Annotated in this window: 24 protein-coding genes; 20 read left to right on the forward strand and 4 right to left on the reverse strand. The window is 42.1% G+C overall.

Features of this window, described 5'->3' with window-relative positions:
- The first annotated feature begins 37 nt into the window (after window positions 1-37).
- From ACTNB3_RS03430 to ACTNB3_RS03495, 14 genes are all read left to right on the forward strand, one after another.
- Complete coding sequence (locus tag ACTNB3_RS03430; RefSeq protein WP_441024517.1) at window positions 38-2,470, forward strand: peptidase U32 family protein; 2,433 nt, start codon at window positions 38-40, stop codon at window positions 2,468-2,470.
- Window positions 2,471-2,478: 8 nt separating this feature from the next.
- A complete protein-coding gene (locus ACTNB3_RS03435; protein ID WP_427819231.1) occupies window positions 2,479-4,038 on the forward strand; it encodes an FtsW/RodA/SpoVE family cell cycle protein in 1,560 nt (519 codons plus the stop codon).
- A gap of 43 nt (window positions 4,039-4,081) precedes the next feature.
- On the forward strand, window positions 4,082-5,449 hold the full coding sequence (locus tag ACTNB3_RS03440) for a peptidoglycan D,D-transpeptidase FtsI family protein (RefSeq protein ID WP_427806482.1): 1,368 nt from the start codon (window positions 4,082-4,084) through the stop codon (window positions 5,447-5,449).
- 32 nt (window positions 5,450-5,481) lie between these two features.
- Complete coding sequence (locus ACTNB3_RS03445) at window positions 5,482-5,802, forward strand: hypothetical protein (RefSeq protein WP_441024518.1); 321 nt, start codon at window positions 5,482-5,484, stop codon at window positions 5,800-5,802.
- Window positions 5,803-5,826: 24 nt separating this feature from the next.
- The gene (locus tag ACTNB3_RS03450; RefSeq protein ID WP_441024519.1) at window positions 5,827-6,852 is read left to right on the forward strand and encodes a DUF2953 domain-containing protein; all 1,026 of its coding nucleotides are present in this window, start codon (window positions 5,827-5,829) and stop codon (window positions 6,850-6,852) included.
- Between the two features lie 46 nt (window positions 6,853-6,898).
- Window positions 6,899-7,309, forward strand: a complete 411-nt coding sequence (locus tag ACTNB3_RS03455; protein ID WP_427806353.1) for a GerW family sporulation protein — start codon at window positions 6,899-6,901, stop codon at window positions 7,307-7,309.
- A 411-nt stretch (window positions 7,310-7,720) separates the two neighbouring features.
- Complete coding sequence (gene rpsB / locus ACTNB3_RS03460) at window positions 7,721-8,473, forward strand: 30S ribosomal protein S2 (protein WP_441015988.1); 753 nt, start codon at window positions 7,721-7,723, stop codon at window positions 8,471-8,473.
- A 52-nt stretch (window positions 8,474-8,525) separates the two neighbouring features.
- Window positions 8,526-9,461: a translation elongation factor Ts gene (gene tsf, locus ACTNB3_RS03465; RefSeq protein WP_427806351.1), complete on the forward strand. Its 936-nt coding sequence runs from the start codon at window positions 8,526-8,528 to the stop codon at window positions 9,459-9,461.
- Between the two features lie 252 nt (window positions 9,462-9,713).
- Window positions 9,714-10,319 (forward strand): CDP-alcohol phosphatidyltransferase family protein, encoded by a 606-nt coding sequence (locus tag ACTNB3_RS03470; RefSeq protein ID WP_427806350.1) that lies wholly within the window; start codon window positions 9,714-9,716, stop codon window positions 10,317-10,319.
- A gap of 15 nt (window positions 10,320-10,334) precedes the next feature.
- On the forward strand, window positions 10,335-10,874 hold the full coding sequence (locus ACTNB3_RS03475) for a DUF1697 domain-containing protein (RefSeq protein ID WP_427806349.1): 540 nt from the start codon (window positions 10,335-10,337) through the stop codon (window positions 10,872-10,874).
- 158 nt (window positions 10,875-11,032) lie between these two features.
- Window positions 11,033-11,665: a TetR/AcrR family transcriptional regulator gene (locus ACTNB3_RS03480; protein ID WP_427806348.1), complete on the forward strand. Its 633-nt coding sequence runs from the start codon at window positions 11,033-11,035 to the stop codon at window positions 11,663-11,665.
- Entirely contained in the window at window positions 11,662-12,723 is a 1,062-nt protein-coding gene (gene rsgA / locus ACTNB3_RS03485; RefSeq protein WP_441024520.1) for a ribosome small subunit-dependent GTPase A, read from the forward strand. The genes ACTNB3_RS03480 and rsgA overlap by 4 nt, the downstream gene beginning before the upstream one ends.
- Before the next feature lie 7 nt (window positions 12,724-12,730).
- Complete coding sequence (locus ACTNB3_RS03490) at window positions 12,731-13,171, forward strand: GNAT family N-acetyltransferase (RefSeq protein WP_441015997.1); 441 nt, start codon at window positions 12,731-12,733, stop codon at window positions 13,169-13,171.
- Between the two features lie 407 nt (window positions 13,172-13,578).
- Window positions 13,579-13,878, forward strand: a complete 300-nt coding sequence (locus ACTNB3_RS03495; protein ID WP_441024522.1) for a hypothetical protein — start codon at window positions 13,579-13,581, stop codon at window positions 13,876-13,878.
- Window positions 13,879-14,406: 528 nt separating this feature from the next.
- On the opposite strand, the gene ACTNB3_RS03500 is transcribed toward ACTNB3_RS03495, so the two are convergent.
- Entirely contained in the window at window positions 14,407-15,249 is an 843-nt protein-coding gene (locus ACTNB3_RS03500; RefSeq protein ID WP_441024524.1) for a PocR ligand-binding domain-containing protein, read from the reverse strand.
- A 136-nt stretch (window positions 15,250-15,385) separates the two neighbouring features.
- Here ACTNB3_RS03500 and ACTNB3_RS03505 point away from each other — a divergent pair, with 136 nt between their 5' ends.
- Genes ACTNB3_RS03505 through ACTNB3_RS03520 form a run of 4 tightly spaced genes read left to right on the forward strand, consistent with a single transcriptional unit; the run spans window position 15,386 to window position 20,197 of the window.
- Complete coding sequence (locus tag ACTNB3_RS03505) at window positions 15,386-16,252, forward strand: class II fructose-bisphosphate aldolase (RefSeq protein WP_441024525.1); 867 nt, start codon at window positions 15,386-15,388, stop codon at window positions 16,250-16,252.
- Between the two features lie 18 nt (window positions 16,253-16,270).
- Window positions 16,271-17,674 carry an L-fucose/L-arabinose isomerase family protein gene (locus ACTNB3_RS03510; protein ID WP_441024526.1) on the forward strand — a complete coding sequence of 468 codons (1,404 nt, stop codon included), beginning with the start codon at window positions 16,271-16,273 and terminating at the stop codon, window positions 17,672-17,674.
- A gap of 12 nt (window positions 17,675-17,686) precedes the next feature.
- On the forward strand, window positions 17,687-19,186 hold the full coding sequence (locus ACTNB3_RS03515) for an FGGY-family carbohydrate kinase (RefSeq protein WP_441024528.1): 1,500 nt from the start codon (window positions 17,687-17,689) through the stop codon (window positions 19,184-19,186).
- Between the two features lie 33 nt (window positions 19,187-19,219).
- Window positions 19,220-20,197 (forward strand): aldose 1-epimerase family protein, encoded by a 978-nt coding sequence (locus ACTNB3_RS03520; RefSeq protein WP_427819246.1) that lies wholly within the window; start codon window positions 19,220-19,222, stop codon window positions 20,195-20,197.
- Window positions 20,198-20,252: 55 nt separating this feature from the next.
- Here ACTNB3_RS03520 and ACTNB3_RS03525 read toward each other — a convergent pair whose 3' ends face one another.
- From ACTNB3_RS03525 to ACTNB3_RS03535, 3 genes are all read right to left on the reverse strand, one after another.
- Window positions 20,253-20,591 carry a helix-turn-helix domain-containing protein gene (locus ACTNB3_RS03525; protein WP_441024530.1) on the reverse strand — a complete coding sequence of 113 codons (339 nt, stop codon included), beginning with the start codon at window positions 20,589-20,591 and terminating at the stop codon, window positions 20,253-20,255.
- 23 nt (window positions 20,592-20,614) lie between these two features.
- Window positions 20,615-20,887 carry an arsenic resistance protein gene (locus ACTNB3_RS03530; RefSeq protein WP_441024531.1) on the reverse strand — a complete coding sequence of 91 codons (273 nt, stop codon included), beginning with the start codon at window positions 20,885-20,887 and terminating at the stop codon, window positions 20,615-20,617.
- 258 nt (window positions 20,888-21,145) lie between these two features.
- Complete coding sequence (locus ACTNB3_RS03535; protein ID WP_427819252.1) at window positions 21,146-21,481, reverse strand: ArsR/SmtB family transcription factor; 336 nt, start codon at window positions 21,479-21,481, stop codon at window positions 21,146-21,148.
- Between the two features lie 179 nt (window positions 21,482-21,660).
- Between ACTNB3_RS03535 and ACTNB3_RS03540 the strand changes: the two genes are divergently transcribed.
- Both ACTNB3_RS03540 and ACTNB3_RS03545 read left to right on the forward strand, forming a co-directional pair.
- Window positions 21,661-21,978 (forward strand): ArsR/SmtB family transcription factor, encoded by a 318-nt coding sequence (locus ACTNB3_RS03540; protein WP_427806338.1) that lies wholly within the window; start codon window positions 21,661-21,663, stop codon window positions 21,976-21,978.
- 79 nt (window positions 21,979-22,057) lie between these two features.
- Complete coding sequence (locus tag ACTNB3_RS03545) at window positions 22,058-23,059, forward strand: permease (protein ID WP_427806337.1); 1,002 nt, start codon at window positions 22,058-22,060, stop codon at window positions 23,057-23,059.
- Window positions 23,060-23,169 lie beyond the last annotated feature (110 nt).

Raw genomic sequence — 23,169 nt, forward strand, 5'->3', positions numbered from 1 at the left:
TCTTATGACAGTCTATTTTGCGCTATAGGAGGTTGGTATGAGGAAGCAAGTGGAGATTCTGGCACCTGCAGGGTCGATGGATAGTCTGAAAGCAGCTGTGGCTGCAGGAGCGGATGCGGTTTATACCGGAGGTATGATGTTCGGTGCCCGCGCATATGCGAATAATCTTTCGGAAGACGAACTTCTGGAAGCAATCGATTTTGTGCATCTGCACGGTAAGAAGCTCTATCTGACTGTTAATACACTTTTGAAGGAACAGGAGTTGGAAGAGAAGCTTTATGCGTATCTCTATCCCTATTACCGTCAGGGGCTGGATGCGGTGATCGTGCAGGACATCGGGGTACTCCGGTTTATCAGAAAGACATTTCCGGATCTTCCGGTCCATGCCAGTACACAGATGACGATCACCGGTGTGGATGGAGCGAAACTTCTGGAAAAGGAAGGCGTCACACGTGTGGTGACAGCCAGAGAGCTTGGTATAGAAGAAGTAAGAAAAATCGCAGAAGAGACCGATCTGGAGATTGAAAGCTTTGTGCATGGAGCACTCTGCTACTGCTATTCAGGTCAGTGCCTGTTCAGCAGTTTCCTTGGCGGGCGAAGCGGGAACCGTGGACAGTGTGCGCAGCCGTGCAGACTTCTGTATCAGGCTGAAGGAGATGACAAAAGCAGGTATCTGCTCAGTCTTAAGGATATCTGTACACTGGATCTGATCCCCGAGATGGTCGAAGCGGGGATAGATTCTTTTAAAATAGAAGGAAGAATGAAGAAACCGGAATATGTAGCGGCAGTCGCGCATTTATACCGCAAATATACGGATCTGTATCTGGAACTGCTTGAAAGAGCACCAGAAGGGACAGATCCGGAGGTGTTTGCCAAACAGAAGTTCCGGGTGGAAGAAGCGGATCGGAGTGTACTTCTGGATCTGTACAATCGGGGAGGATTTCACACCGGATATTATCACACACAGAACGGGAGAGAGATGGTTTCGCTGGACAGGCCGAACCATGCGGGGATCCCTGCGGTAAAGGTGCTGAAAAAATCCGGAAGGAATATGGAATGCCGTGCACTCATCGATTTGAATCCGCAGGATATCATTGAACTTCCCATGCGGAGAGGTAAGGAGAAGGCGGACAACTATACCTGTAAGACGGCAGTGAAAAAAGGTGCGTCACTGACCATTCCGGTATTTGCCGATACTCCGGCTGCGAAAGGAATGGTATTGAGCAGGATCAGGAACGAAGTGTTGATCCAGAAGCTTCATGAGCTGTATGTGGATAGAAAAATAAAAGAAAAAATTAAGGGAATTTTTATACTTTCCGTTGGAGATTCTGCTAAACTAACGGTATCATACGGCGATATTTGCTTTACGGTATGTTCGGATAAGGTTCAGGAAGCCATGAATCACCCAATCGATGTTGAACGTGTGAAAAAGCAATTAGAAAAGACGGGAAATACCCCGTTTGAATTCGAAGAACTTCAGATCGAGATCACAGGAAACGCGTTCGTTCCCATGCAAAAGCTCAATGAGATCCGAAGAGAGGCGTTGGACAAGCTGCAATGCGAAATAACAGAGAGGTACAGAAGAAAGGAAGCGGATGCGCAGAATATCAGGGAAACTGTCCCCGCTGTTATGGCGAATCCTATGATAGATTCCATGCCGACGCATCATAGATTTACCGCTTCTGCCCGGACGTTGGAGCAGATCCGCGTGCTGACAGGATCCGGAATGATTGAGCGGATCTATGCGGATTGTGCAGCGTTCCCGAAAATCTGGGAAAATGAGATGCTTCGGGAGGTCATTCGGGATGTGAAAGAATCCGGGAAAGAGATCTGGCTGATCATGCCGTATATTTTCCGGGAAACGACACGGAAACGGTATGATGCAGGCTATGACCATATCCTGAATGCCGGATGGGACGGCGTCATGATCCGGAATTATGAAAGCTATGGGTTCCTGAAGAAACGCGGGTTTGAAGGACGTATTATGACAGAATATAACCTCTATCAGTTTAACTGCGAGGGCTTGGCGTTCTGGAAGGAGAAGGGGACTTATGGGTTCACAGCTCCGCTGGAACTGACTGCCAGAGAATTGGAGTCACTTCCGATGCAGGACGGAGAACTGATTCTGTACGGACACCTTCCCATGATGGTATCTGCCGGATGTGTCCGCAAAACGCTGGGCAGATGTAAAAAAGAATCGTCCTGTATGACAATAACTGACAGATATCGAAAACAGTTTATGGTACAAAATGAGTGTGATTATTGTTATAATGTGATTTATAATCAGGTACCACTCTATCTTGCAGACCGGATGCAGGAGGCAGATCAGATTGGAGCAGGAGGCTTCCGCCTGATGTTTACAGTAGAGAATGCCCGGCAGACCGGCAGGATTCTGCAGCTTTATGAGGAGGAGGCAGTATACCTGGACGGAGAATTTACCCGGGGACACTGGAAGAAAGGAATAAAGTAGGTGAAGATTTGGTAAATATTGTTGTTGAGCTGTCGAAATATCTCATGATCATCATGATTGCAGTCTATACGTATGAGTGTTTTGCAGTTTTTGGCTTTTCAGATGAATATACGAAAAAGAGCATTCTTCGCCGCCAGAATGTATTAATGTTTCTCATGCATTTTACAGCGTTTCTGGTGCTGTATTTGCAGACGGAAGAGAAGAAGATGATTGGGTTCTATGGAATGCAGGTCGTGCTTCTGCTGACGATCATTCTTCTGTATACGAAAATCTACCCGAAGGTGTCGCGCCTAGTCGTGAACAATATGTGTATGCTTTTATCGATCGGGTTTATTATGATTACCAGATTATCCTATTCGCTGGCGGTGAAGCAGTTTATCATTGCAGCGGGAGCCGTGGCAATCAGTCTGATTGTTCCGATCATTATCCGTAAGGTGAAGGTACTTTCTGAATGGAGAAGGTTTTATGCAATAGCCGGTGTGATTATGCTGGCGGTGGTGTTGATTTTTGGTCCTGTAACCGGTGGAGCACTGCTTTCTATTCAGATCGGTGGTTTCGCCTTACAGCCGTCGGAGCTTGTGAAAATCATTTTCGTATTCTTTACGGCTGCGAGCCTGAAGATGGATACCAGTTTTAAAAATGTCGTGATTACTACTGTAGTTGCTGCTGTTCACGTGTTGATTCTGGTGGTTTCCAAGGATCTCGGGGCAGCACTGATCATTTTTGCCGTGTACCTGGTCATGCTCTATGTGGCGACGAGGCAGCCACTGTACGTATTTGCAGGGGTGGGTGCCGGAGGCGCAGCTTCCGTAGTAGCGTATTATCTGTTCAACCATGTGAGGGTACGTGTACTTGCATGGAAGGATCCGTTTGCGATTTACAATGAAGGCGGTTTGCAGCTGGCGCAGTCATTGATGGCAATTGGGACAGGAAGTTGGTTCGGCATGGGACTCATGCAGGGGGCTGCGGATAAGATTCCGGTTTCAGAGTCGGATTATATTTTTTCGGCAATCGCAGAGGAAATGGGATTGATATTTGCAATCTGTCTGACGATGATCTGCGTCAGTGTGTATATTATGTTTCTTAATATCGCCATGGAACTGCATGATCGTTTCTACAAGCTTGTGGCACTTGGACTTGGAACCTGTTACATATTCCAGGTATTTCTCACGATTGGCGGTGTGACAAAGTTCATTCCGTCCACCGGGGTGACGCTTCCGCTTGTGAGTTACGGAGGAAGCTCAGTTTTAAGCACTGTGATCATGTTTGGTATTATTCAGGGACTTTATATAGTAAGAGAAGACGAGGAAGAGGATATTGAAAGAAAAAAAGCACAGCAATTACGAAATGGACAGGCTGGACGAAGAGCTTCAGAACCTTCCCGACGAAAGAACGTATCAACCTCAAAAGCGGCAAAGCGGCCAGCGCAGCGAAGGGCAGAAGAAAGGGGAAGGACCGCGGGAAAACAACCGCAAAAAATCAGTTCAGGAAAAGCCGGTTCGGGAAAAGCCTCTGTCAGAACGACGGGCACGAAAAGAGCAGAAGGCGCGCGAAAAGGAAGAAGCTAAGAAAAAGAAGATGACCAACAAGGAATTTGCCAGAGTGACATATATGTTTGTAACATTGTTCCTTGTGATGATTGGATATATGGTATACTTCAATGTAGTGAAAAGCAAAGAAGTGATCAACAGCCCGTATAACGTACGTCAGGATCTTCTCGCCAAGCGTGTAGTCCGCGGAAAAATACTGGACTGTAACGGAGAAGTACTGGCACAGACTGTGACCGATGAAGACGGTACAGAGACCAGGGAATATCCGTATGACGATTTGTATGCGCATGTAGTTGGTTATTCTGTAAAAGGAAAATACGGGATCGAGTCGATTCAGAACTTTAATCTGCTGACTTCCAATGCATTTTTCCTTGAAAAGCTGGCAAAGGAATTCAAAGGAGAGAAAAATATAGGTGATAATGTGGTCACGACGCTGGATACGAAGTTGCAGCAGGCCGCGTATAACGCGCTGGGCAACAACAAGGGTGCCGTAGTGGTGATGGAAGCCAGCACAGGTAAGATTCTTGCTATGGTTTCCAAGCCGACATTCGATGCGAATACCGTAGCGGAGAATTGGGAAGCTTTGAACAACGATCCGGACAGTTCGCTCTTCAACCGAGCGACTATGGGACAGTATACGCCCGGTTCCACGTTCAAGATCGTCACGACTCTGGAATATTTAAGAGAACATCCCGATGCCGATGATGCCTATACACATTACTGCGAGGGATCTATCGAGGCGGACGGAACGACAATCCATTGCTACGGACAGACGGCTCACGGGCAGGAGGATCTTGCGGATTCTGTGGCAAATTCCTGCAATACATCATTTTCAAATATCGGGCTTCAGCTTGATAAAGATAAATGGAAGAAGACGACGGAGGACCTTCTGTTTGACAAAAAGCTTCCGTGTGATCTGTCTTATCGCGAGAGCAGTTTCCGACTGACCGGTGATTCGGACAGTGCTGAGACGATGATGACCGCGATAGGCCAGGGAAAAACGGTGGTAACACCATATCACATGGCTATGATCACCGCAGCAATCGCGAACGGAGGAACCTTAATGAAGCCTTATCTGGTGGATCAGATCACCAATTATACCGGAACAACTGTGAAAAAATACATGCCGGAGAAATATGCGGATCTGATGACCTCGGCGGAGGCGGCACAGCTTACCGAATATATGACGGATGTTGTGAATTACGGTACCGGAACTGCCCTTTCCGGAGAATCTTATACTGTGGCAGGCAAGACAGGAACGGCGGAAGTAAGCGTAGATAAGCAGACGGTTCATTCCTGGTTTGTAGGATTTTCCAACGTGGACAATCCGGACATTGTAGTCAGTGCGGTCGTGGAAAATGCTGATACGGCAAGCATCACCGGAACAAGTGTTGCGAAAAAGATATTCAATGCGTATTACTATCAATAGATAGTTATTCGGACGCAGAACGGATGGGAAACATGAAGTTTTACAAACATCTGTATGTCAGTGAGGACATCTGGAAAAAGAAAGAAAAAATTATCCGGAATATGAAGTCGGGCAAATATCCGCTGACAACCTATCTTCTTGTCCTGATCGAAGAAGGTGAGAATCAGCTTGAGTTCTATTCTGCATCGCTTTTGCGACAGGGAATGCTGTATGAGGAGGATATTTTTGTGGTTGGTCTGGCATCCGGATATGAAGATGCGGTCTATCTGGTAGAGGAGATTACCAGAGAAGTCTATGAAAAGACCGGCGATGTGGATATACGTTCCTATATTAGGGACCAGGAAAAGAAATAATATAGCGTGGGGGAATAGAAAAAGATGCTCCATCTCATCGGACTGATATTGAAAATCATAGGGATTATACTGACTGTGATACTGGGAATTCTGGTATTGCTTGTTTGTATTGTCCTTCTGGTGCCGGTGCGGTACGCAGCCGACGTGGATTTTCCGGGAAATGTAAGTGAGATCAAAGCCCATGGAAGTGTCTCGTGGCTGATTCATCTCATACGCTTGAAGGTTTCGTTTGAAAATGGGGAGCTGAAGTGGAAGCTCGGATTGGTTTGGCTTAGATTTTCCAGTGAAGCAGAGAAAGATAAGGAAGCAGCCCCGAAAGAAAAGAGGGGAAAAAAGAATAAAGAAAAATCTGTGAACGTGCCGAAAACACAAAGAATAGAAGAGAAAGATGTATCGGAAAATGCAAAGGAGAAGAAGTCTGCAGAAACCGGTAAGGAAGAGCGGGCAGAAGTCAAATTGCAGAAAACCGAAGTTCAGGGCAAGGAAACACAGAATACAAAATCAAAGGACGCAAAAGCTCTGGATGCAGAACATTTAAAAAAGGAGTCTCAAGATACGAAGTCTCATAAAACAGAACCGGAGGAAATGTCCCGAATCGAAAAACTTTGCGAGCGATTCCGGAAAATATTTGAAAAGATCAAATATACATTCCGGCAAATCTGTGATAAAATAAAAGCAATCGGCGAAACAAAAGAACAGATTACGGTATTTCTTGAGAATGAGAGTCATCAGAGGGCATTTGCAAAATTGATGAAAGAGACAGTCTGGATCAGGCGCTTCCTGAGACCGAAAGAAATAACGGGGGATATTCATTTCGGTTTTGAGGATCCGTATTTAACCGGCAAGACGCTTGCACTGCTCAGTATGATTTATCCCTTTGTGGGGGAACATATGAACATAGAGCCTGATTTTGAAGAAAAAGTGCTGGAAGGAAGCGTTAAGATCCGGGGCGGACTACGGCTGTTTCATCTGATAGCGCTTGTCTGGTGCCTGATCTGGAACAGAGATATCCGTATACTGATCAAAGATGTGCGTAAAAGAATGAAATAATAAAGAATCGTTCAGAATAGAAGAAAGAAAACAGGAGGAACAGATTATGGCAGAAGAAAATCGATTCAAGGACACAATGGATTCCTTATTCAAAGGAATGAATGGAGTGGTATCTTCCAAAACGGTAGTAGGAGATGCGATCCATATCGGAGATACAATCATTCTCCCGCTTGTCGACGTTTCCTTTGCAGTAGGCGCCGGTGCATTTAACGCGGATAAGAAAGAAAAGGGAGCCGGCGGACTTGGCGGAAAGATGACCCCGTGTGCCGTGCTTGTCATTCAGAACGGAACGACCCGTCTTGTCAATATCAAGAACCAGGATACGATGACCAAGATTCTCGATATGGTTCCGGATGTCATCGACAGACTGAAAGCACCGAAAACGGACAAAATGACCGAAGAGGATGTGGTGGATATCCTGGACGGAGCTGAGAAAGAAGCTGAGAAGAAAGCATAAACAGGCCGTCACGAATACTCCCGGGAAACATAACATACAATATAGAAAGAGACCGGAAGCAGGGATGGAAATAAAATGAAACGGATCATCGGATTTGCGCTGTTTTTTATCGCGGTCGGAATCATAATAATGATGTTTCTTCCCAATATTTTCGTGGGAATACTTATTGCTCTGCTGTGTATTTTATTCGGCTACCTGCTTTTTTGTAGCTGCTGAAAAAGAAAATGATATCACAGAAAACAGTCAAATAAAATAGTAAAGAAAAGCCTTGCAGATGCAGGGCTTTTATGATATAATTTGAGCGTTGCAAAAAAACACGTATGTGGTTCATCCCAATGGTGCCAACGCATCAGATGCACGGTTTTGGGACCTAAACATACGGAAGTAAAAAACCAAATGGAGGAAAGAAACATGAGCGTTATTTCAATGAAACAACTTTTAGAAGCAGGTGTTCATTTTGGACATCAGACCAGAAGATGGAACCCTAAAATGGCTGAGTACATCTACACAGAAAGAAACGGAATCTACATTATCGACTTACAGAAATCCGTTGGAAAAGTAGATGAAGCTTACCAGGCAGTTGCTGATATCGCAGCTGAAGGCGGAAAGATCCTGTTTGTAGGAACAAAGAAACAGGCTCAGGATGCTATCAAGACAGAAGCAGAACGCTGCGGAATGTTCTATGTAAATGAAAGATGGTTAGGTGGTATGCTTACCAACTTCAAGACAATCCAGAGCAGAATCGAACGTCTGAAAGAGATCGAGACAATGGCTGAAGACGGAACATTTGACGTACTGCCGAAGAAAGAAGTTATCGCTCTTAAGAAAGAATGGGAAAAACTGGAAAAGAACCTTGGCGGTATCAAGGAAATGAAGAACATCCCGGATGCAATCTTCGTAGTAGACCCGAAGAAAGAAAGAATCTGCGTTCAGGAAGCACACACTCTGGGAATCCCGCTGATCGGTATCGCAGACACAAACTGTGATCCGGAAGAACTTGATTATGTAATTCCAGGAAATGATGATGCTATCAGAGCCGTAAAACTGATCGTTTCCAAGATGGCAGACGCTGTTATCGAAGCAAATCAGGGAGCAGCTGAAGACGTTGTTTACGAAGGTGAAGACGTAGAAGTAGCTGAGGCTGAAGAAGCAGTAGAAGAATAAGAAATTTGATATAACAGATGATACACGAATATATCAGTTGGAGGAAAAAATCATGGCAATTACAGCAAGCATGGTAAAAGAATTAAGAGAAATGACAGGCGCCGGAATGATGGACTGCAAGAAAGCTCTGAGCGAAACAAACGGAGATATGGATGCAGCAATCGAATTCCTTAGAAAAAATGGTGAAGCAAAAGCTGTTAAGAAAGCCGGACGTATCGCAGCAGAAGGTATCGTAATGGCAGATGTTCAGGGTGATAACACAGCAGCAATCGTTGAAGTAAACTCTGAGACAGACTTCGTTGCTAAGAATGCTGATTTCCAGGCATTCGTTAAAGCAGTAGTTAACCAGGCATTAGCAACCGAGAACACTGAGATGGAAGCATTCATGGCAGAAGCTTGGAATGAAGACACAAGCAAGACTGTAAATGATGCATTAACAGAGAAGATCGCTATCATCGGAGAAAAACTCAGCATCAGAAGATTTGAAAAAGTATCTATCGACAATGGTGCAGTTGTATCCTACATCCACGGCGGCGGAAGAATCGGTGTTTTAGTTGTAGCTGAAACAGCAGTAGTTAACGATGCAGTAAAAGAAGCACTCAAGAACGTTGCAATGCAGGTTGCAGCATTAAATGCAAAATTTGTCAGCCAGGCAGAAGTTGATGCTGAATATCTTGCACATGAGAAAGAAATTCTTCTTGCTCAGATCATGAACGATCCGAAAGAATCTCAGAAACCGGAAAAGGTTATTCAGGGAATGATCAACGGACGTATCAACAAAGAAATGAAAGAAATCTGTCTGTTAGACCAGGTATATGTAAAAGCAGAAGACGGAAAACAGTCTGTTGCTAAATACCTTGAAGAAGTTGGAAAAGCTAACGGAACTACAATCAAGCTTCAGAAGTTCGTTCGTTTCGAGACTGGAGAAGGTCTTGAGAAGAAGAATGAAGACTTCGCAGCAGAAGTTGCAGCTCAGATCAACGGCTAATTAAATCAGATTTTTTAAGGGCTCTGAAAGCTTTATAAACACTTGATTCTAGTGGTTATAAGGTTTTCGGAGCTTTTTCTTTGAGAAAAGATAACTATCTGCAATCCCGAAAATTGACACATTTACATATAATAATAGTCTATTGAGAATAAAGATTATTTGGTATAATATAAGTAAAGTCCAGGGGAATAATATCCTAAGCGGCAGGTTACTGATAATCCGGTTCAATCATTAGTAAAAGGAAATTTGATTATGTACCATAAATTAAAAATCTCTCATAAATGGAATGTGGCGGATACAATTACCACCATGCGGATGGCAGCTACTGTTTTTTTGTTTTTTCTTCCGCTTACATCTACTTTGTTTGTTGTGATTTATACATTTGCGGGTATTACGGATGTATTAGATGGGTGGATTGCAAGAAAATCAGGAAAGGCAAGTGAATTCGGTGCCAGACTGGACAGCATTTCTGACTTGTTCTTTTACAGTGTTTTGCTGATTCGTCTTTTCCCGATTTTGTACCGGACACTTCCGGGAGAAATCTGGTATGTAGTATTGGCAATCATACTTGTACGTCTTGCAGCATACATCACAGCAGCAGTCAAATATCATCGCTTTGCGTCAATTCATACATGGATGAATAAGTTGACCGGTGCGTCGGTATTTCTGTTGCCTTATATTCTTTTGGTTTCGTCAGGTGTAGGGTATTGTTGGGCAGTATGTATGTTGGCATTTGCTGCGTCGGCAGAGGAACTTGCAATTCATCTTTTACGGAAAGAATATCTTGCGGACAGAAAGTCCTTTCTACAAAAAAATAGAGATGATATCTATGTTGATAACGAAGAGGGAAGAAGTTAATGGGGAGGTAAGACTATGAAAAGGTATGTTGCCCTGCTAAGAGGCATCAATATAAGTGGAAAAAATAAAGTACCAATGTCTGAGTTAAAGAAATGCTTTGAAAAACTTGCATTTGAAGAAGTTAAGACATATTTGAACAGTGGTAATGTGATTTTTTCCAGTAATGAAGATAATACAGAGAAAATGACAGCACAAATTCAAATGATGATTCATAATCAGTTTGATTTAGATATTGCTGTTCTTGTCATATCAAAAGAAATGCTTGAAGATATTTTACAAAGTGCACCTGACTGGTGGGATAATGACAACAAAGAAATCTATGATAATCTGATTTTCATTATACCTCCGGCTAAATCTTCTGATGTATACAGTGAGATTGGAGAGCCTAAAAAAGGGTTAGAAAAGATAGAAGGTTATAAAGAAGTTATATTCTGGTCTTTTAGTCGTAAAGATTATCAAAAAACGAATTGGTGGTCTAAGACAGCAAGTGCAGGTATAGGAACTAAGCTAACGATAAGAACAGCGAATACTGTCAGAAAAATAGTTCAAATGTAAGCACTTTTATGATGGAGCTGGTATTCTGGCCAACGTATATCGAGAAATATCTTGACAAGTAAACGGTCGTTCACTATAATTGTGGTAAACGACCGTTTTCTTAATCGCCATGAATAAGAAAATGATTCAGTGAACCATTTTGAATGGAGAAAATAAAAATGTCTGATACAAGGGAACGAATATTGATGACTGCTCTTCACCTGTTTGCGAGGGATGGTTATGAGGCTGTACCGGTAAGCGCAATTGCAGGAGAATTGGGAATGACGAAGGGAGCTCTCTATAAGCATTATAAAAACAAACGTGATATTTTTGACAGTATCGTTGAGAGGATGTATCAAATTGATGCTGAACGGGCGCGGAAATATGAAGTACCGCAAGAGAAATATGAAATCCAGCCGAAAGCATATGAGAATCAGTCCGTGGAAAATGTGATTGAATTTACCATTGCTCAGTTTTTCTTCTGGACGGAAGATGATTTCGCATGCGATTTTCGCAAGATGCTGACACTGGAGCAATACCGCAATGAAGAAATGGCAGAACTTTACAGTCAGTGTATCGTAGCAGGACCGGTCGACTACATAGAAGACTTATTTCGAGGGCTGATCCGGGAAGGAGTATTGAAAGAGGAAAATCCCAGGCAGCTTGCGGTAGAATATTATGCGCCGCTTTTTCTTCTTATCAGTATGTCTGATCGGACACGGGGAAATGAGGATTATGCCACAATACTCCGTAATCATGCAGAACATTTTATGCAGAGTCATGGGAGAGACCCGGGAGAGAGAATACAATGAGAAACGAGATAGATATGAAGCAATACGGCCTGTCTGAAACGATTGAAAAAACAGCGGAATGTTTTGAAGATTTGATTGTTTCGCGGGTTATTTCACAGGAAAAGGGAATCTATCGGCTGGTATCTTCACAGGGAGAAAAATGGGGAGAAATATCGGGCAGATTCCATTATGATGTCCAGGCAAAATCAGAATATCCGGCGGTGGGCGATTTCGTTATGGCTGACTGGAACAAAAGCGGCGGAAATGCAGTAATCCACCATGTTCTTCCAAGAAAAAGTTGCTTTATCCGAAAAGCTGCCGGTGAAAAAAATGAGGAGCAGATTGTTGCTGCCAATATCGATACTGTATTCTTGTGTATGTCTCTGAATAATGATTTTAATCTGCGGCGCCTGGAGCGTTATGTATCGATTGCATGGAACAGTGGAGCAATGCCGGTTGTTGTGTTGACAAAATCAGACCTGTGCAAGGATCTGGAACAAAAACTGTTCGAAGTATCTTCTGCAGCAGCGAGTGTGGATGTTTTAGTGACGAACACGATCGATCAAAACGGTTATGAGCAGATTTATCCGTATCTTACTGAAGAAAAGACAATCGCATTGATCGGTTCGTCCGGTGTCGGAAAGTCTACTTTAATCAATTGCCTGCTGGGTGAAAAGCATTTGGATACAAACGGACTGAGGAATGATGAGAAAGGACGGCACACGACAACCCATCGTGAACTGATTCTTCTGCCATCCGGCGGTATGGTGATTGATACACCGGGGATGCGTGAACTGGGAATGTGGGATGCCGGAGACGGAATCGATCAGACTTTTTCAGATATCGAGAAATTGGCGCTTAAATGCCGTTTCCGTGATTGTACTCATTCAGGCAGCGAACCGGGATGTGCAGTACAGGAGGCAGTAGAGCATGGTGAACTACCGATTGAACGGCTCCGCTCCTGGCAGAAGCTGATGAATGAGAATCGGTATGCAGAAGATACACAAGGTTATCTGGCTGAGAAAAAACAAAAATTTAAAAACATTGCAAAAATCAATAAAAAGAATCGAAAAGGATAAAGAAAAAATGAGCACCAGCAATATTTTAATACGTTTAGAGAGAAAAGAAGAATATCGGGAAGTAGAAAACTTAGTAAGAGAAAGTTTCTGGAATGCATATCGTCCGGGATGTTATGAGCATTATGTGCTGAATCAGCTCCGGAACGATCCGGCGTTTGTTCAGGAACTTGATTTTGTTATGTACCTCAGTACACAGGAAAATGCTCCGGTGGAGCATGCCGATGCGGAGCAGGATGGTAAGCTGATTGGGCAGAACATGTTTATGAGAGCAAATATCAAAGCAGATGACGGCAGAACGATTCCTATCATGGCGATGGGGCCAATCTGTATTGCGCCTGAACTGAAAAGAAAAGGATATGGAAAAATTTTGTTAGACTACTCCTTTGAGAAAGCGAAAGAACTTGGCTGTGGCGCGGTTTGTTTTGAAGGAAACATTGATTTATTTTAGAACTGGAGGAGATTTATGAAAAATCAGGATGCAATACCATTTCCGGACGAACTTAAGCATCTTTTTGAGACGAATTTGGGAAGTCATTTCGTTTTTGGTCATATCTGTACGTGGCAGTTCGTCTTTGTACGAATATAATGACATGAATATATGACACATATCCTGTAATACATCTAATTCAAAACAATCTGAGAATACCTTATCTTTGGGTAAAAAATCGTCTGGGTTTTTCCGATGATATCCCTCCGTCCCATATTTTGATAAAAGCGTATATATGAAACAGTGTTGTTAAAAGATGCTGATGCCATTCAATATCCGGAGTGAAAATAATATATGGAAGGTCAGAATGATATAAAACTGACAACAGATATTTGTTGTAAATATCGCTGGTTATTGGTGCAATCAGGGTGCCGGAGAATAAAATATTCGGGCAAATGCAATCTGTCATTTCTGTTTTTGTTGATCCAGTGGCATGGCCGGCAATTTATGAAGAACTGGATCTACCGGTTTCTTATGTCAGCATAGTATCTATGCTGATTTCAGGAGGAACTGTCATTTCCAGTTTATTGAGTGTCAGGTTAGTAGCAAGGCTGGGAACCGAAAAGATTACAGCAATCAGTACAAGCTTAACAGCGGTTGCTTTATTTGGTTTCTCATGTTCGCATAATCTTTTGTGGCTATGTCTTGTGCTATTCCGTTGGGAATAGGAGCAGGTTCCATTGATACAGCATTAAACAATTATGTTGCACTACACTATTATGCGATGCAGATGAGTTTTCTGCATTGTTTTATGGAATTGGTGTTTCTCTCAGTCCATATCTGATGTCACTTGCTTTATCAGAGAATATGAACTGGAGAAAGGGATATCGTACGGTCTTTTTCATTCAAATGACTATTGCAGTTATTACAATTATTACTTTACCGTTGTGGAAGAAAGTCCAGACAGCCCAAACAGATGAAGAAAAAATATTCAAGCTGGCAGATTATAGGTGTCAGTCTGGGACCGATCTTTCCAAATATGACATATCTAATTCCTAAATTATTTGGTGCGGAGGTCTCACAGTCAGTGATTGGAATACAAATGGCATCTTCCTATCTTAGTATAATGTTGACACCGGCATTTTTCGGTGTGCTGGCACAAAATATGGGTATCTGTTGTTCTGTACCATTTCTGAGTGTGATGTTTGTAATGATGGCGGGTATGATAATATATGTTAAATGCATAAAGTCTTAGTTTATTCACTTGTTGTTAGATTTTTGTATTTTTTGGGAGGAATACCCACTGTCTTTTTAAAAACGGTAATAAAATAATTATAGTCTTTAAAACCACATTGTGCTGATATTTCTGCCAAAGGCAATTCGGATTCCATTAACATTTTTTTTGCTTTTTGGATTCGAAGATTACGAATATGCTCAGCAATCCCGGTTCCGTAATTCTGACTTGCTATTTCATATAGCTGAGTTTTTCCAATTCCAAATTCATGTGCAATCTGCATGGCATCGATATCCTCTGTAAAGTGAGATTGAATATATTCATCAATTCGAACAGGGAGCTTCTGACTGCGAAGAGAGGCCATTCGTTCCAGACACAAATATGCTGCAACCGCTTCCAGAATATGAGAAGCGGAGGTAATATAACTCTCTGTTTTGAGTGGCTGCATGAAACAGGCTTTTTGTAAATCTGACATATTGATTTTGTAAATCTGACATCTTTTCTTTATTTCTTTCCAACCGATTTCGTGTGACTCATATGCAAATACATTACCAAAAAGAAGATATCCGATGATGATATTTCCCATGTAAAGCGGACGGATGCTTTCTGTTAACCCTGCATGACACTGATAGGTATATAATGAATGACGTTTAGCAGCAATTTTGCATGCATTTTCATCACAATGCTGGCATTCATTTCTGCCAGCTTCATCCGTGCGAATTATCTGGCAAAAAGGCGCAATATTTTCAGGATATGCAGCGAGTTCATGAAAATTCTCGTCAAATATTGTGATACGAATCTGTGTAAGGTTATAAAAATCTTTTAACAAAGCATTCAGCTTTGTAATGTCAAAAGTTGATATCATACTGAATCTCCATTCTTTTTTTTGATTCTAGCATATCTGCGAACAAATTCAAAGTAAAAAGAACATACTTCTATATAAAAACAGAAAAAAAGAGGATAGTATTTATAGTACTAAGAAGATAAGGAGGATAACGAATATGTTAGCAACATTAAACGACGTAATGAAGATTGCAGAGGAAAAAAAGATAGCTGTTGGATCCTTTAATACGCCAAACCTCGAAGCGCTTCAAGCAGTAATTGAAGCGGCGGAGGAACTGGATTTACCGGTTATCATTCAGTTTGCACAGTGTCACGAACCGTGGATTCCACTTGCTATGATTGGACCAATTATGGTTAATGTAGCGAAAAAATCCAAAGTTCCGGTATGTGTTCATCTGGATCATGGTGAGACCCTGGAATATTTGCAACAGGCACTTGATATGGGATTTACATCAATTATGTATGATGGATCCACACTTTCCTATGAAGAAAATCTGGAGAATACAAAAAGAGCAGTTGCCATGGCAACTAAGACAGGGGCTTCGGTAGAGGCAGAGCTTGGCTCTATGGGAAGAAGAGAGTCTGGTGCTGGGGATGACAGTGGTGAGAACGATGACACCAAGATCTATACAGACCCGCATCAGGCGAAAGTATTCGTTGAAAAGACAGGAATTGATGCGCTTGCCTGCTCTTTTGGTACAACACACGGCATTTACTTAACACAGCCGAAACTGGATTTTGATGTAGTAAAAAATGTACGTGCGCTGACAGAACAGATTCCGATTGTAATGCATGGAGGATCCGGAGTGAGCAGAGAGGATTATCGAAAAGCCATCGAAGCCGGGACAAGGAAAGTAAACTATTTTACTTATATGGACAAGTCCGGTGGTAATGCGGTAGCGGAATATGTAAACAGCGTAAAAGAAGGAGAACCATTGTTTTTCTCGTCTGCGTCCATGGCGGCAAGGGATGCAATGAAAGAAAATGTAAAAGCAGCAATGAAAATGTTTGCATTAATGGATTAAGAAAAAGGAGAAGCGAAAATGAGAAAAAAGATGACATTTGCACTAGCATTTTGTAACCGTGGATTTATGCCGGGAGAACTGATTTACGGAGCAAGAGAAGATATGATTAAGGCTGTCACGGATGCGGGGTATGACTACATTGCCATGGATGCGGAACTGACCAGGTATGGCGGGATCGAAACGAGAGATGAAGGACTTCTCTATGCAAAATGGTTAAAGGAACATGAGGGAGAATATGATGGAGTAATCTTTTCTATGCCGATTTTTGCAGATGAGAACGGGGCAATCACGGCACTGCAGGATGCGGGGGTTCCGATTCTGATGCAGGCTTATCCGGATGAAATTGGTAAGATGGATTTTGCTCACAGAAGAGATGCATACTGCGGAAAATTCTCTGTTACAGATGTATTTACCCAGTATAACGTACCTTTTACTGTTATGAAGCCGCATGTCGTACATCCGTTATCGAAAGCATTTGCACAGAATTTAAGAGACTTCGCGGCAATCTGTCGTGTGGTAAATGGAATGAAACGATTCAATGTGGGATGCATCGGAGCAAGAACGACTGCGTTTAAGACCGTTCGTTTCGATGAAATCACGTTACAGAAATACGGAATCAATGTGGAATCCTTTGATCTCTCCGAGTTGATCTATAAGGTAGAGCATAAGGCAGACGACGATGCGGCAGTTGCGGAAAAAATCAAAGTTCTGGAGAATTACACAGATTTTACAAGAGTGCCGGAAGCCAATAAACTAATGCTTGCAAAAATATCTGTTGTAATTGATGAATATATTGATGAATACCATCTGGATGCCCTGACTTTGCGCTGCTGGAATGAGATGGAGACCTATATGAGGGTATGTCCGTGTGTCCTGTTAAGTGAATTAAATGACAGAGGTATTGTTGCTTCCTGTGAGATTGATATGTGTTCCGCGCTGACCATGCGTGCCATGAATCTTGCAAGCGAAGAGCCGACCGCTGTACTGGATTGGAATAATAACTATGGTGATGATGAGAATAAGGTGATCTTATTCCACTGCGGACCAGTTGCCCAAAGCTTAATGACGGAAAAAGGAACAGTTACTGAGCATAAGATGTTTGCAAAAAGTGATCCGGGTTCCGGATGGGGATGTAACGAAGGAAGAATTAAGGCATTCCCAACTACTATCTCTAACTGCCAGACCAAGGACGGTAAAATTATTGTGTATGCAAGTGAGGCGCAGTTTACAGATGATCCGATTGAAGATGCATTCTTCGGCTGCGGCGGTGTTTATGAAATTCCGGATTTGCAGAATAAGCTGATTAAACTTGCAAGGGGAGGTTTCAAACATCACACTTCGGTAGGTGTTGGTCACATGAAAGAAATCTTAAAAGAGGCATTTACCACCTATCTTGGATATGAATGGGTAGATATCGATTAGGAGGAATGTGGCATGAAAATTGCAGGATTGGATATCGGCACGACAGGCTGCAAATGTACGGTCTTTGATGAGAATGGGAAATATCTGGACAAGGCATATCGGGACTATCCGGTAAAGCGGACGGTTGGAGGGCATGAAATTGACATTTCTGCTGTGATGGACGGGGTCTATGCTTCCATTCGGGAGATGGCGGAAAAATACCCGGATATTGCGGGGATCGGTGTTACCAGTTTTGGAGAGACTTTTGTCTGTGTGGATGAGACGGGAGAACCGCTTCACCCGGCCATGCTTTATACGGATCCGAGGGGAAAGGAAGAGTGCCGGGAGCTGGCTGAAAAGCTTGGAGAGCGGGAGATTGCGAATATTACCGGTCTCCGTCCGCATGAAATGTACAGCATTTCCAAAATTATGTGGATCAAGAAGAATCAGCCGGAGGTATATTCTTCTGCCCGTAAGATTTTTTTGATGGAAGATTATGTGGTCTATCATCTGACGGGAAATGCACAGATTGATTATTCCCTTGCCACCAGAACGATGGCATTTGATATCCGAAACCTCTGCTGGAGTCGAGAAATATTTGAGGCGGCAGGAATTGATATGGGGCTGATGGCAAAGCCGGTATCGACCGGAACTGTTGCCGGGACGATCAGTCTGGCAGCAGTACAAAAGACGGGACTTTGCGGGGATACAAAAGTAGTTTCTGTGAGTCACGATCAGGTATCAGCAGCTGTAGGAGCAGGTGCTTTTGATGGCTCTGTAGCCGTGGATGGGGCCGGAACAGTAGAATGCCTTACTCCGGTGTATGATCAGATACCAGACATCGACGTGATGTATCAAGGATATTTTTCTGTAGTGCCTTACGTGATACCGGGAAAATATGTAGCATATGCATTTTCCTACACTGGGGGAGCCCTGATGCAGTGGTGTACGGAGACACTGGCAAAAAAAGAAATGCAGTTGGCGAAAGAACAGGGGATTTCTGTCAATGAGTATCTGGAACAGGCTTATGCGTCTCAGAAAGAAGCGATTCCAAGCGGGCTTCTGGTGCTGCCTCATTTTGCAGGCGCTGCAACCCCTTATATGGATACCGGTTCTAAAGGGGCTGTTTTGGGGCTTACAACGGCAACGACGACAGCTGATATTTACCGCGGTTGTATGGAAGGCGTTGTCTATGAAATGTATCTGAATATGCAAGCACTTCAGGGTTCAGGAATCCGGTTTGAAAAAATCCACGCCACCGGCGGTGGAGCCCATTCTGAAGAATGGATGCAGATGAAGGCAGATATGCTGAATGTGCCTATGGTTGCATTGAAAACTGTAGATGCAGGAACGGTAGGAAGTGCTATGCTTACTGGAATTGCGATAGGACTTTTTCACGATTTGCAGGATGCCGCGTTTCATATGGTGGAAGAAATTAAAACTTATGAACCAAGACCGGCAATGCATGAAAAGTATATGAGAATCTATGAAAAATATCAAAATGTATATCAGGCAGTCAGACCACTCATGTAGTGGTACAGTCTGTCCGGGAAAGGTGAAGAGAAAATGAATCCATATATAGGACATGACACACAGTTGTATGGAGTAGAAGAACATCGTCTTATAGGGGGAAAAGGTGACGGTATGCGTCTCTTTGAAGTGAATAATGGAAAGGGGCTTATGCTCACTATTTCGCCTGACAGATGCGGTGATATTACCAGATTGCGTTTTAAGGGAATCAATATGAGCTACCTGTCTCCTTGCGGATATGCAGCACCGGCTTATTATGACAGTATCGGAGTAAACTGGCTGAAGACCTTTACGGCTGGCTTTCTTACCACTTGCGGACTACAGGCAGTGGGCTCTCCATGCATGGATGAAGGAGAAGAACTTCCACTCCATGGTTCTATCGGTAATCAGCCCTGTGAGCAGGCCTACTGGACCGAAGACGAAGCCGGTCTTGTTATTCATACCGCAGTAAAAGATGAGACCATTTTTGGCAGAAAACTCCGGATGGAACGTAAAATTCAGGTTTCTACTAGGGAAAATTCCTTCGAGATCTGTGATACGATCTGCAATACAGGAGATAAAATAGAGCCTGTTGAGATTCTGTATCACATGAATATGGGATATCCATTGCTGGACGAAGACAGCATTGTGAAAATACCAGCGGCAGAGGTACTGCCAAGGGATGATCATGCCGCAGAGGACATAGAAAATTGGATGCATATGGAGAAACCGACAGTCGGATATCAGGAACGCTGTTATTATCATAAGTTTGCAGATGAGGCAGGAAGAGCTTCTATCTTTCAGCCGAAACTGGGAATAGGACTGAGTATTTCTTTTGACGCAACGGAACTGGACGGGTTTGTGGAATGGAAGATGATGGGAGTCAGAGATTATGTGCTTGGTCTGGAATGCGGCAACTGTTACCCGGACGGTCGCGATGTAATGAGAAAAGCCGGAATGTTGAAATTCCTGAGTCCTGGAGAAAAGAAAACATATAATGTAAAAATCACCATGATAGATTTATGTGAAAAATAAAAGTGATGAAAGATTGAAAAGCCATGTACAGGAATAAAAGTCCGTATATGGCTTTTTAGATGTCAAGGGTTTTGTTTCGTAGTTTTTCCCGATACTGTTTGGGAGTCATATGATAATACTGGTCGAAAACCTTATAGAAATGTGCCCGGTTGGAGAAATGCAGTTTCTCTGTAATTTGTGAGATACTCATTTGGGTACTGCATAACACGGTTTCAGCGGCAGCCATGGTAAAGGTCATACTGTATTTAAAAAGGCTTTTTCCTGTTGCTTTTTTCACTATTCTTCCGATGTATGAGCCATCATAATTAAGAATCTGTGCAAGCTCATGATTCGTAATCCGCCCGTTTCGTTCTTCCAGAATCTGGTCAATACGGGCCATAAGTAAGGAATCCATTCGTGCTCTGGTTGTGACATGTTCTACATGATAATAACGTGAATCGGATAAAATAAAAATGCAAATCCATACATTGTAAATGGTTTGATCAGCCAGTTGATAATCCATGTGACAAACAGACCTTTTGGGTTTTTACCGACGTTTTGTATACTCCGAAAATCTACTTTCAGCATCATGGGATAGATCATAACCCAGATTAGCACAGCCATTGGAATAGAAATTCTTGCATATTCAAATTTGTTTGAAAATGCAGGAAGTGCAGGGGCAAAATGTCCTAGAAGGACACCTACGATCATACAAAGGAACACCCACACTGTCAGGTAGCGTTGGAAAAAATTAATACCTGTATTTTTTTCTTCTTTTATTATGATTTTATACCTCCTCATCCAGCAATTGATTTTTCAGTGCAAGGACTTTTTATGAACGCATACAAAAGCAACTTTGGGCTTATGAGTCATATATGTGTTCCTCCTTTGATTGAATTATAGAAATTATTCTATTTGTTGTTTATATGAAAACCGATGCTGATTATTGCATTAAAAATAGCATCGGTCTCAATTGCAATCACAATTGCAATTACAATGACTGCTCTGATGGCATATACAGTCAGGTTTATCAGAAAAAACACGTCCAAGACTCTGATAAAATGAATCCAACTGTTCTTTGTTCAGCGAGTAGTAAGTATTTTTTCCATCTCTGCGATCAATTACGACATTTGCTTCGATTAAAACTCTCATATCATGAGATAAGGTGGGCTGGGTGATATGGAATGCTTCCAGAATTCGGCATGCACACAATTCACCACATGACAGCATATCAACAATTTTTAGACGTTTAGGATCTGAAATGGCTTTTAAAATCTTACCCAAATCTTTATAGCTCTGTTCCAAATTGTATTACCTCTTGTATATTTATAGAATTTCTTCTATATGTTATTATATGCCTTGATTAATAATGAGTCAATATCAAATTGAAGATATTCTATATTTGTATTGACAAATGGTTATATAAGTAATATTATTAATAATACATAGAAGATGTTCAATGTGTTGGCGAAAGGGAAAACATTATGGAGATAGATTATATACAGTATTCAAAAATATTTAAAGTTTTTTCTGATCCAAAGAGACTTAAGATTATTGATATGTTATCGAATGGAGAATTATGTGCGTGTAAAATACAGGAAGAATTTCACATTACACAGCCGACTTTATCACATGATATGAAACAGCTATGTGATGCTGGTGTTGTAAATTCCCGAAAAGAAGGAAAGTGGATGCATTATTCTTTGAATCTGGAAAAAATGAATGAAATTTATAAAGTGATAGGCAAATTAATGGTGCCGGATGAATTTCAGAAAATTGTAGATTGTGATTGTAATAAATAGATTATAACCGGCTTTATGCCGGTTAAAAAATACATAATAAATAGAAAAATTCGAATGCGTGAATGTGAGGAGAAAAAAGATGGAAGTTTTAAAATCGATAGGTCTGTTTATTCAGAATCAGATCTTAGGAATGAAATGGCTGAATGTGGTAATTCGGAATGGTTTATCTGCGATAGGAGTGGATGTTTCAACAAGGATAGGTGGCAGCATACTGTTTTTCATCTATGATATCATTAAGATTACTGTATTATTATGTTTTTTGATATTTATAATTTCTTATATCCAAAGTTATTTTCCACCGGAACGAAGCAGGAAAATTCTCGGGCAGTTTCATGGAATATGGGCAAATATGATTGCGGCTCTTCTCGGAACAGTTACACCATTTTGTTCCTGTTCTTCAATTCCGTTATTTATTGGTTTTACAAGTGCAGGACTTCCTTTGGGAGTTACTTTTTCATTTTTAATCTCCTCACCGATGGTCGATCTGGGAAGCCTCGTACTTCTTATGAGTATTTTTGGAGCAAAAGTTGCGGTTGCCTATGTGGTTGTGGGATTGATTATTGCTGTTCTTGGCGGTACATTAATTGAAAAAATGCACATGGAGAAATATGTGGAAGAATTTATTCGGAGTGCAAGTGGAGTAGATATTGAATTGCCTGATTTAACAATTACGGATCGTTTGATTTATGCAAAAGACCAGATGACAGGCACGTTCCGAAAAGTATTTCCGTACATTCTTATAGGTGTTGGAGTCGGTGCAATAATCCATAACTGGATACCGGAACATATCATTCAGACTGTTCTTGGTAATAACAATCCATTTGCAGTCATTCTGGCTGTTATAGTTGGAGTTCCAATGTATGCGGACATCTTTGGAACCATCCCGGTTGCGGAGGCATTACTGGCAAAAGGAGCTCAGCTTGGGACAATTCTCAGTTTTATGATGGCGGTTACGACACTGAGTCTGCCCTCAATTATTATGCTTAAAAAAGCGATAAAACCGAAATTATTAGGATTATTTGTTGGAATTTGTACGGGCGGCATTATTATTGTCGGATATTTGTTTAATATATTTCTGTAGGGACGTTTCTTTTGCCACGATGCTGGGGTCAAAAGCCCTGGCATCGAACGTCCCTTTTTTGCTTTTTGTTGCTATTTATAAGTTTCTACCGTAGTTTTCGGTATATTTGG

Origin of the sequence: Bariatricus sp. HCP28S3_D3 (assembly GCF_052065755.1) — a bacterium.
Taxonomy (GTDB): domain Bacteria; phylum Bacillota; class Clostridia; order Lachnospirales; family Lachnospiraceae; genus Allocoprococcus.

Excerpts from the sequence above, each read along its gene's own strand:
- ACTNB3_RS03430 (WP_441024517.1), top strand. The coding sequence starts at position 38 with ATGAGGAAGCAAGTGGAGATTCTGGCACCTGCAGGGTCGATGGATAGT.
- ACTNB3_RS03520 (WP_427819246.1), top strand. The coding sequence starts at position 19,220 with ATGAATCCATATATAGGACATGACACACAGTTGTATGGAGTAGAAGAA.
- ACTNB3_RS03515 (WP_441024528.1), top strand. The coding sequence starts at position 17,687 with ATGAAAATTGCAGGATTGGATATCGGCACGACAGGCTGCAAATGTACG.
- ACTNB3_RS03475 (WP_427806349.1), top strand. The coding sequence starts at position 10,335 with ATGAAAAGGTATGTTGCCCTGCTAAGAGGCATCAATATAAGTGGAAAA.
- ACTNB3_RS03450 (WP_441024519.1), top strand. The coding sequence starts at position 5,827 with ATGCTCCATCTCATCGGACTGATATTGAAAATCATAGGGATTATACTG.
- ACTNB3_RS03510 (WP_441024526.1), top strand. The coding sequence starts at position 16,271 with ATGAGAAAAAAGATGACATTTGCACTAGCATTTTGTAACCGTGGATTT.
- ACTNB3_RS03490 (WP_441015997.1), top strand. The coding sequence starts at position 12,731 with ATGAGCACCAGCAATATTTTAATACGTTTAGAGAGAAAAGAAGAATAT.
- ACTNB3_RS03530 (WP_441024531.1), bottom strand. The coding sequence starts at position 20,887 with ATGATCGTAGGTGTCCTTCTAGGACATTTTGCCCCTGCACTTCCTGCA.
- ACTNB3_RS03500 (WP_441024524.1), bottom strand. The coding sequence starts at position 15,249 with ATGATATCAACTTTTGACATTACAAAGCTGAATGCTTTGTTAAAAGAT.
- ACTNB3_RS03445 (WP_441024518.1), top strand. The coding sequence starts at position 5,482 with ATGAAGTTTTACAAACATCTGTATGTCAGTGAGGACATCTGGAAAAAG.
- ACTNB3_RS03455 (WP_427806353.1), top strand. The coding sequence starts at position 6,899 with ATGGCAGAAGAAAATCGATTCAAGGACACAATGGATTCCTTATTCAAA.
- tsf (WP_427806351.1), top strand. The coding sequence starts at position 8,526 with ATGGCAATTACAGCAAGCATGGTAAAAGAATTAAGAGAAATGACAGGC.
- rsgA (WP_441024520.1), top strand. The coding sequence starts at position 11,662 with ATGAGAAACGAGATAGATATGAAGCAATACGGCCTGTCTGAAACGATT.
- ACTNB3_RS03440 (WP_427806482.1), top strand. The coding sequence starts at position 4,082 with ATGTTTGTAACATTGTTCCTTGTGATGATTGGATATATGGTATACTTC.
- ACTNB3_RS03505 (WP_441024525.1), top strand. The coding sequence starts at position 15,386 with ATGTTAGCAACATTAAACGACGTAATGAAGATTGCAGAGGAAAAAAAG.
- ACTNB3_RS03480 (WP_427806348.1), top strand. The coding sequence starts at position 11,033 with ATGTCTGATACAAGGGAACGAATATTGATGACTGCTCTTCACCTGTTT.
- rpsB (WP_441015988.1), top strand. The coding sequence starts at position 7,721 with ATGAGCGTTATTTCAATGAAACAACTTTTAGAAGCAGGTGTTCATTTT.
- ACTNB3_RS03540 (WP_427806338.1), top strand. The coding sequence starts at position 21,661 with ATGGAGATAGATTATATACAGTATTCAAAAATATTTAAAGTTTTTTCT.
- ACTNB3_RS03525 (WP_441024530.1), bottom strand. The coding sequence starts at position 20,591 with ATGGATTCCTTACTTATGGCCCGTATTGACCAGATTCTGGAAGAACGA.
- ACTNB3_RS03545 (WP_427806337.1), top strand. The coding sequence starts at position 22,058 with ATGGAAGTTTTAAAATCGATAGGTCTGTTTATTCAGAATCAGATCTTA.
- ACTNB3_RS03470 (WP_427806350.1), top strand. The coding sequence starts at position 9,714 with ATGTACCATAAATTAAAAATCTCTCATAAATGGAATGTGGCGGATACA.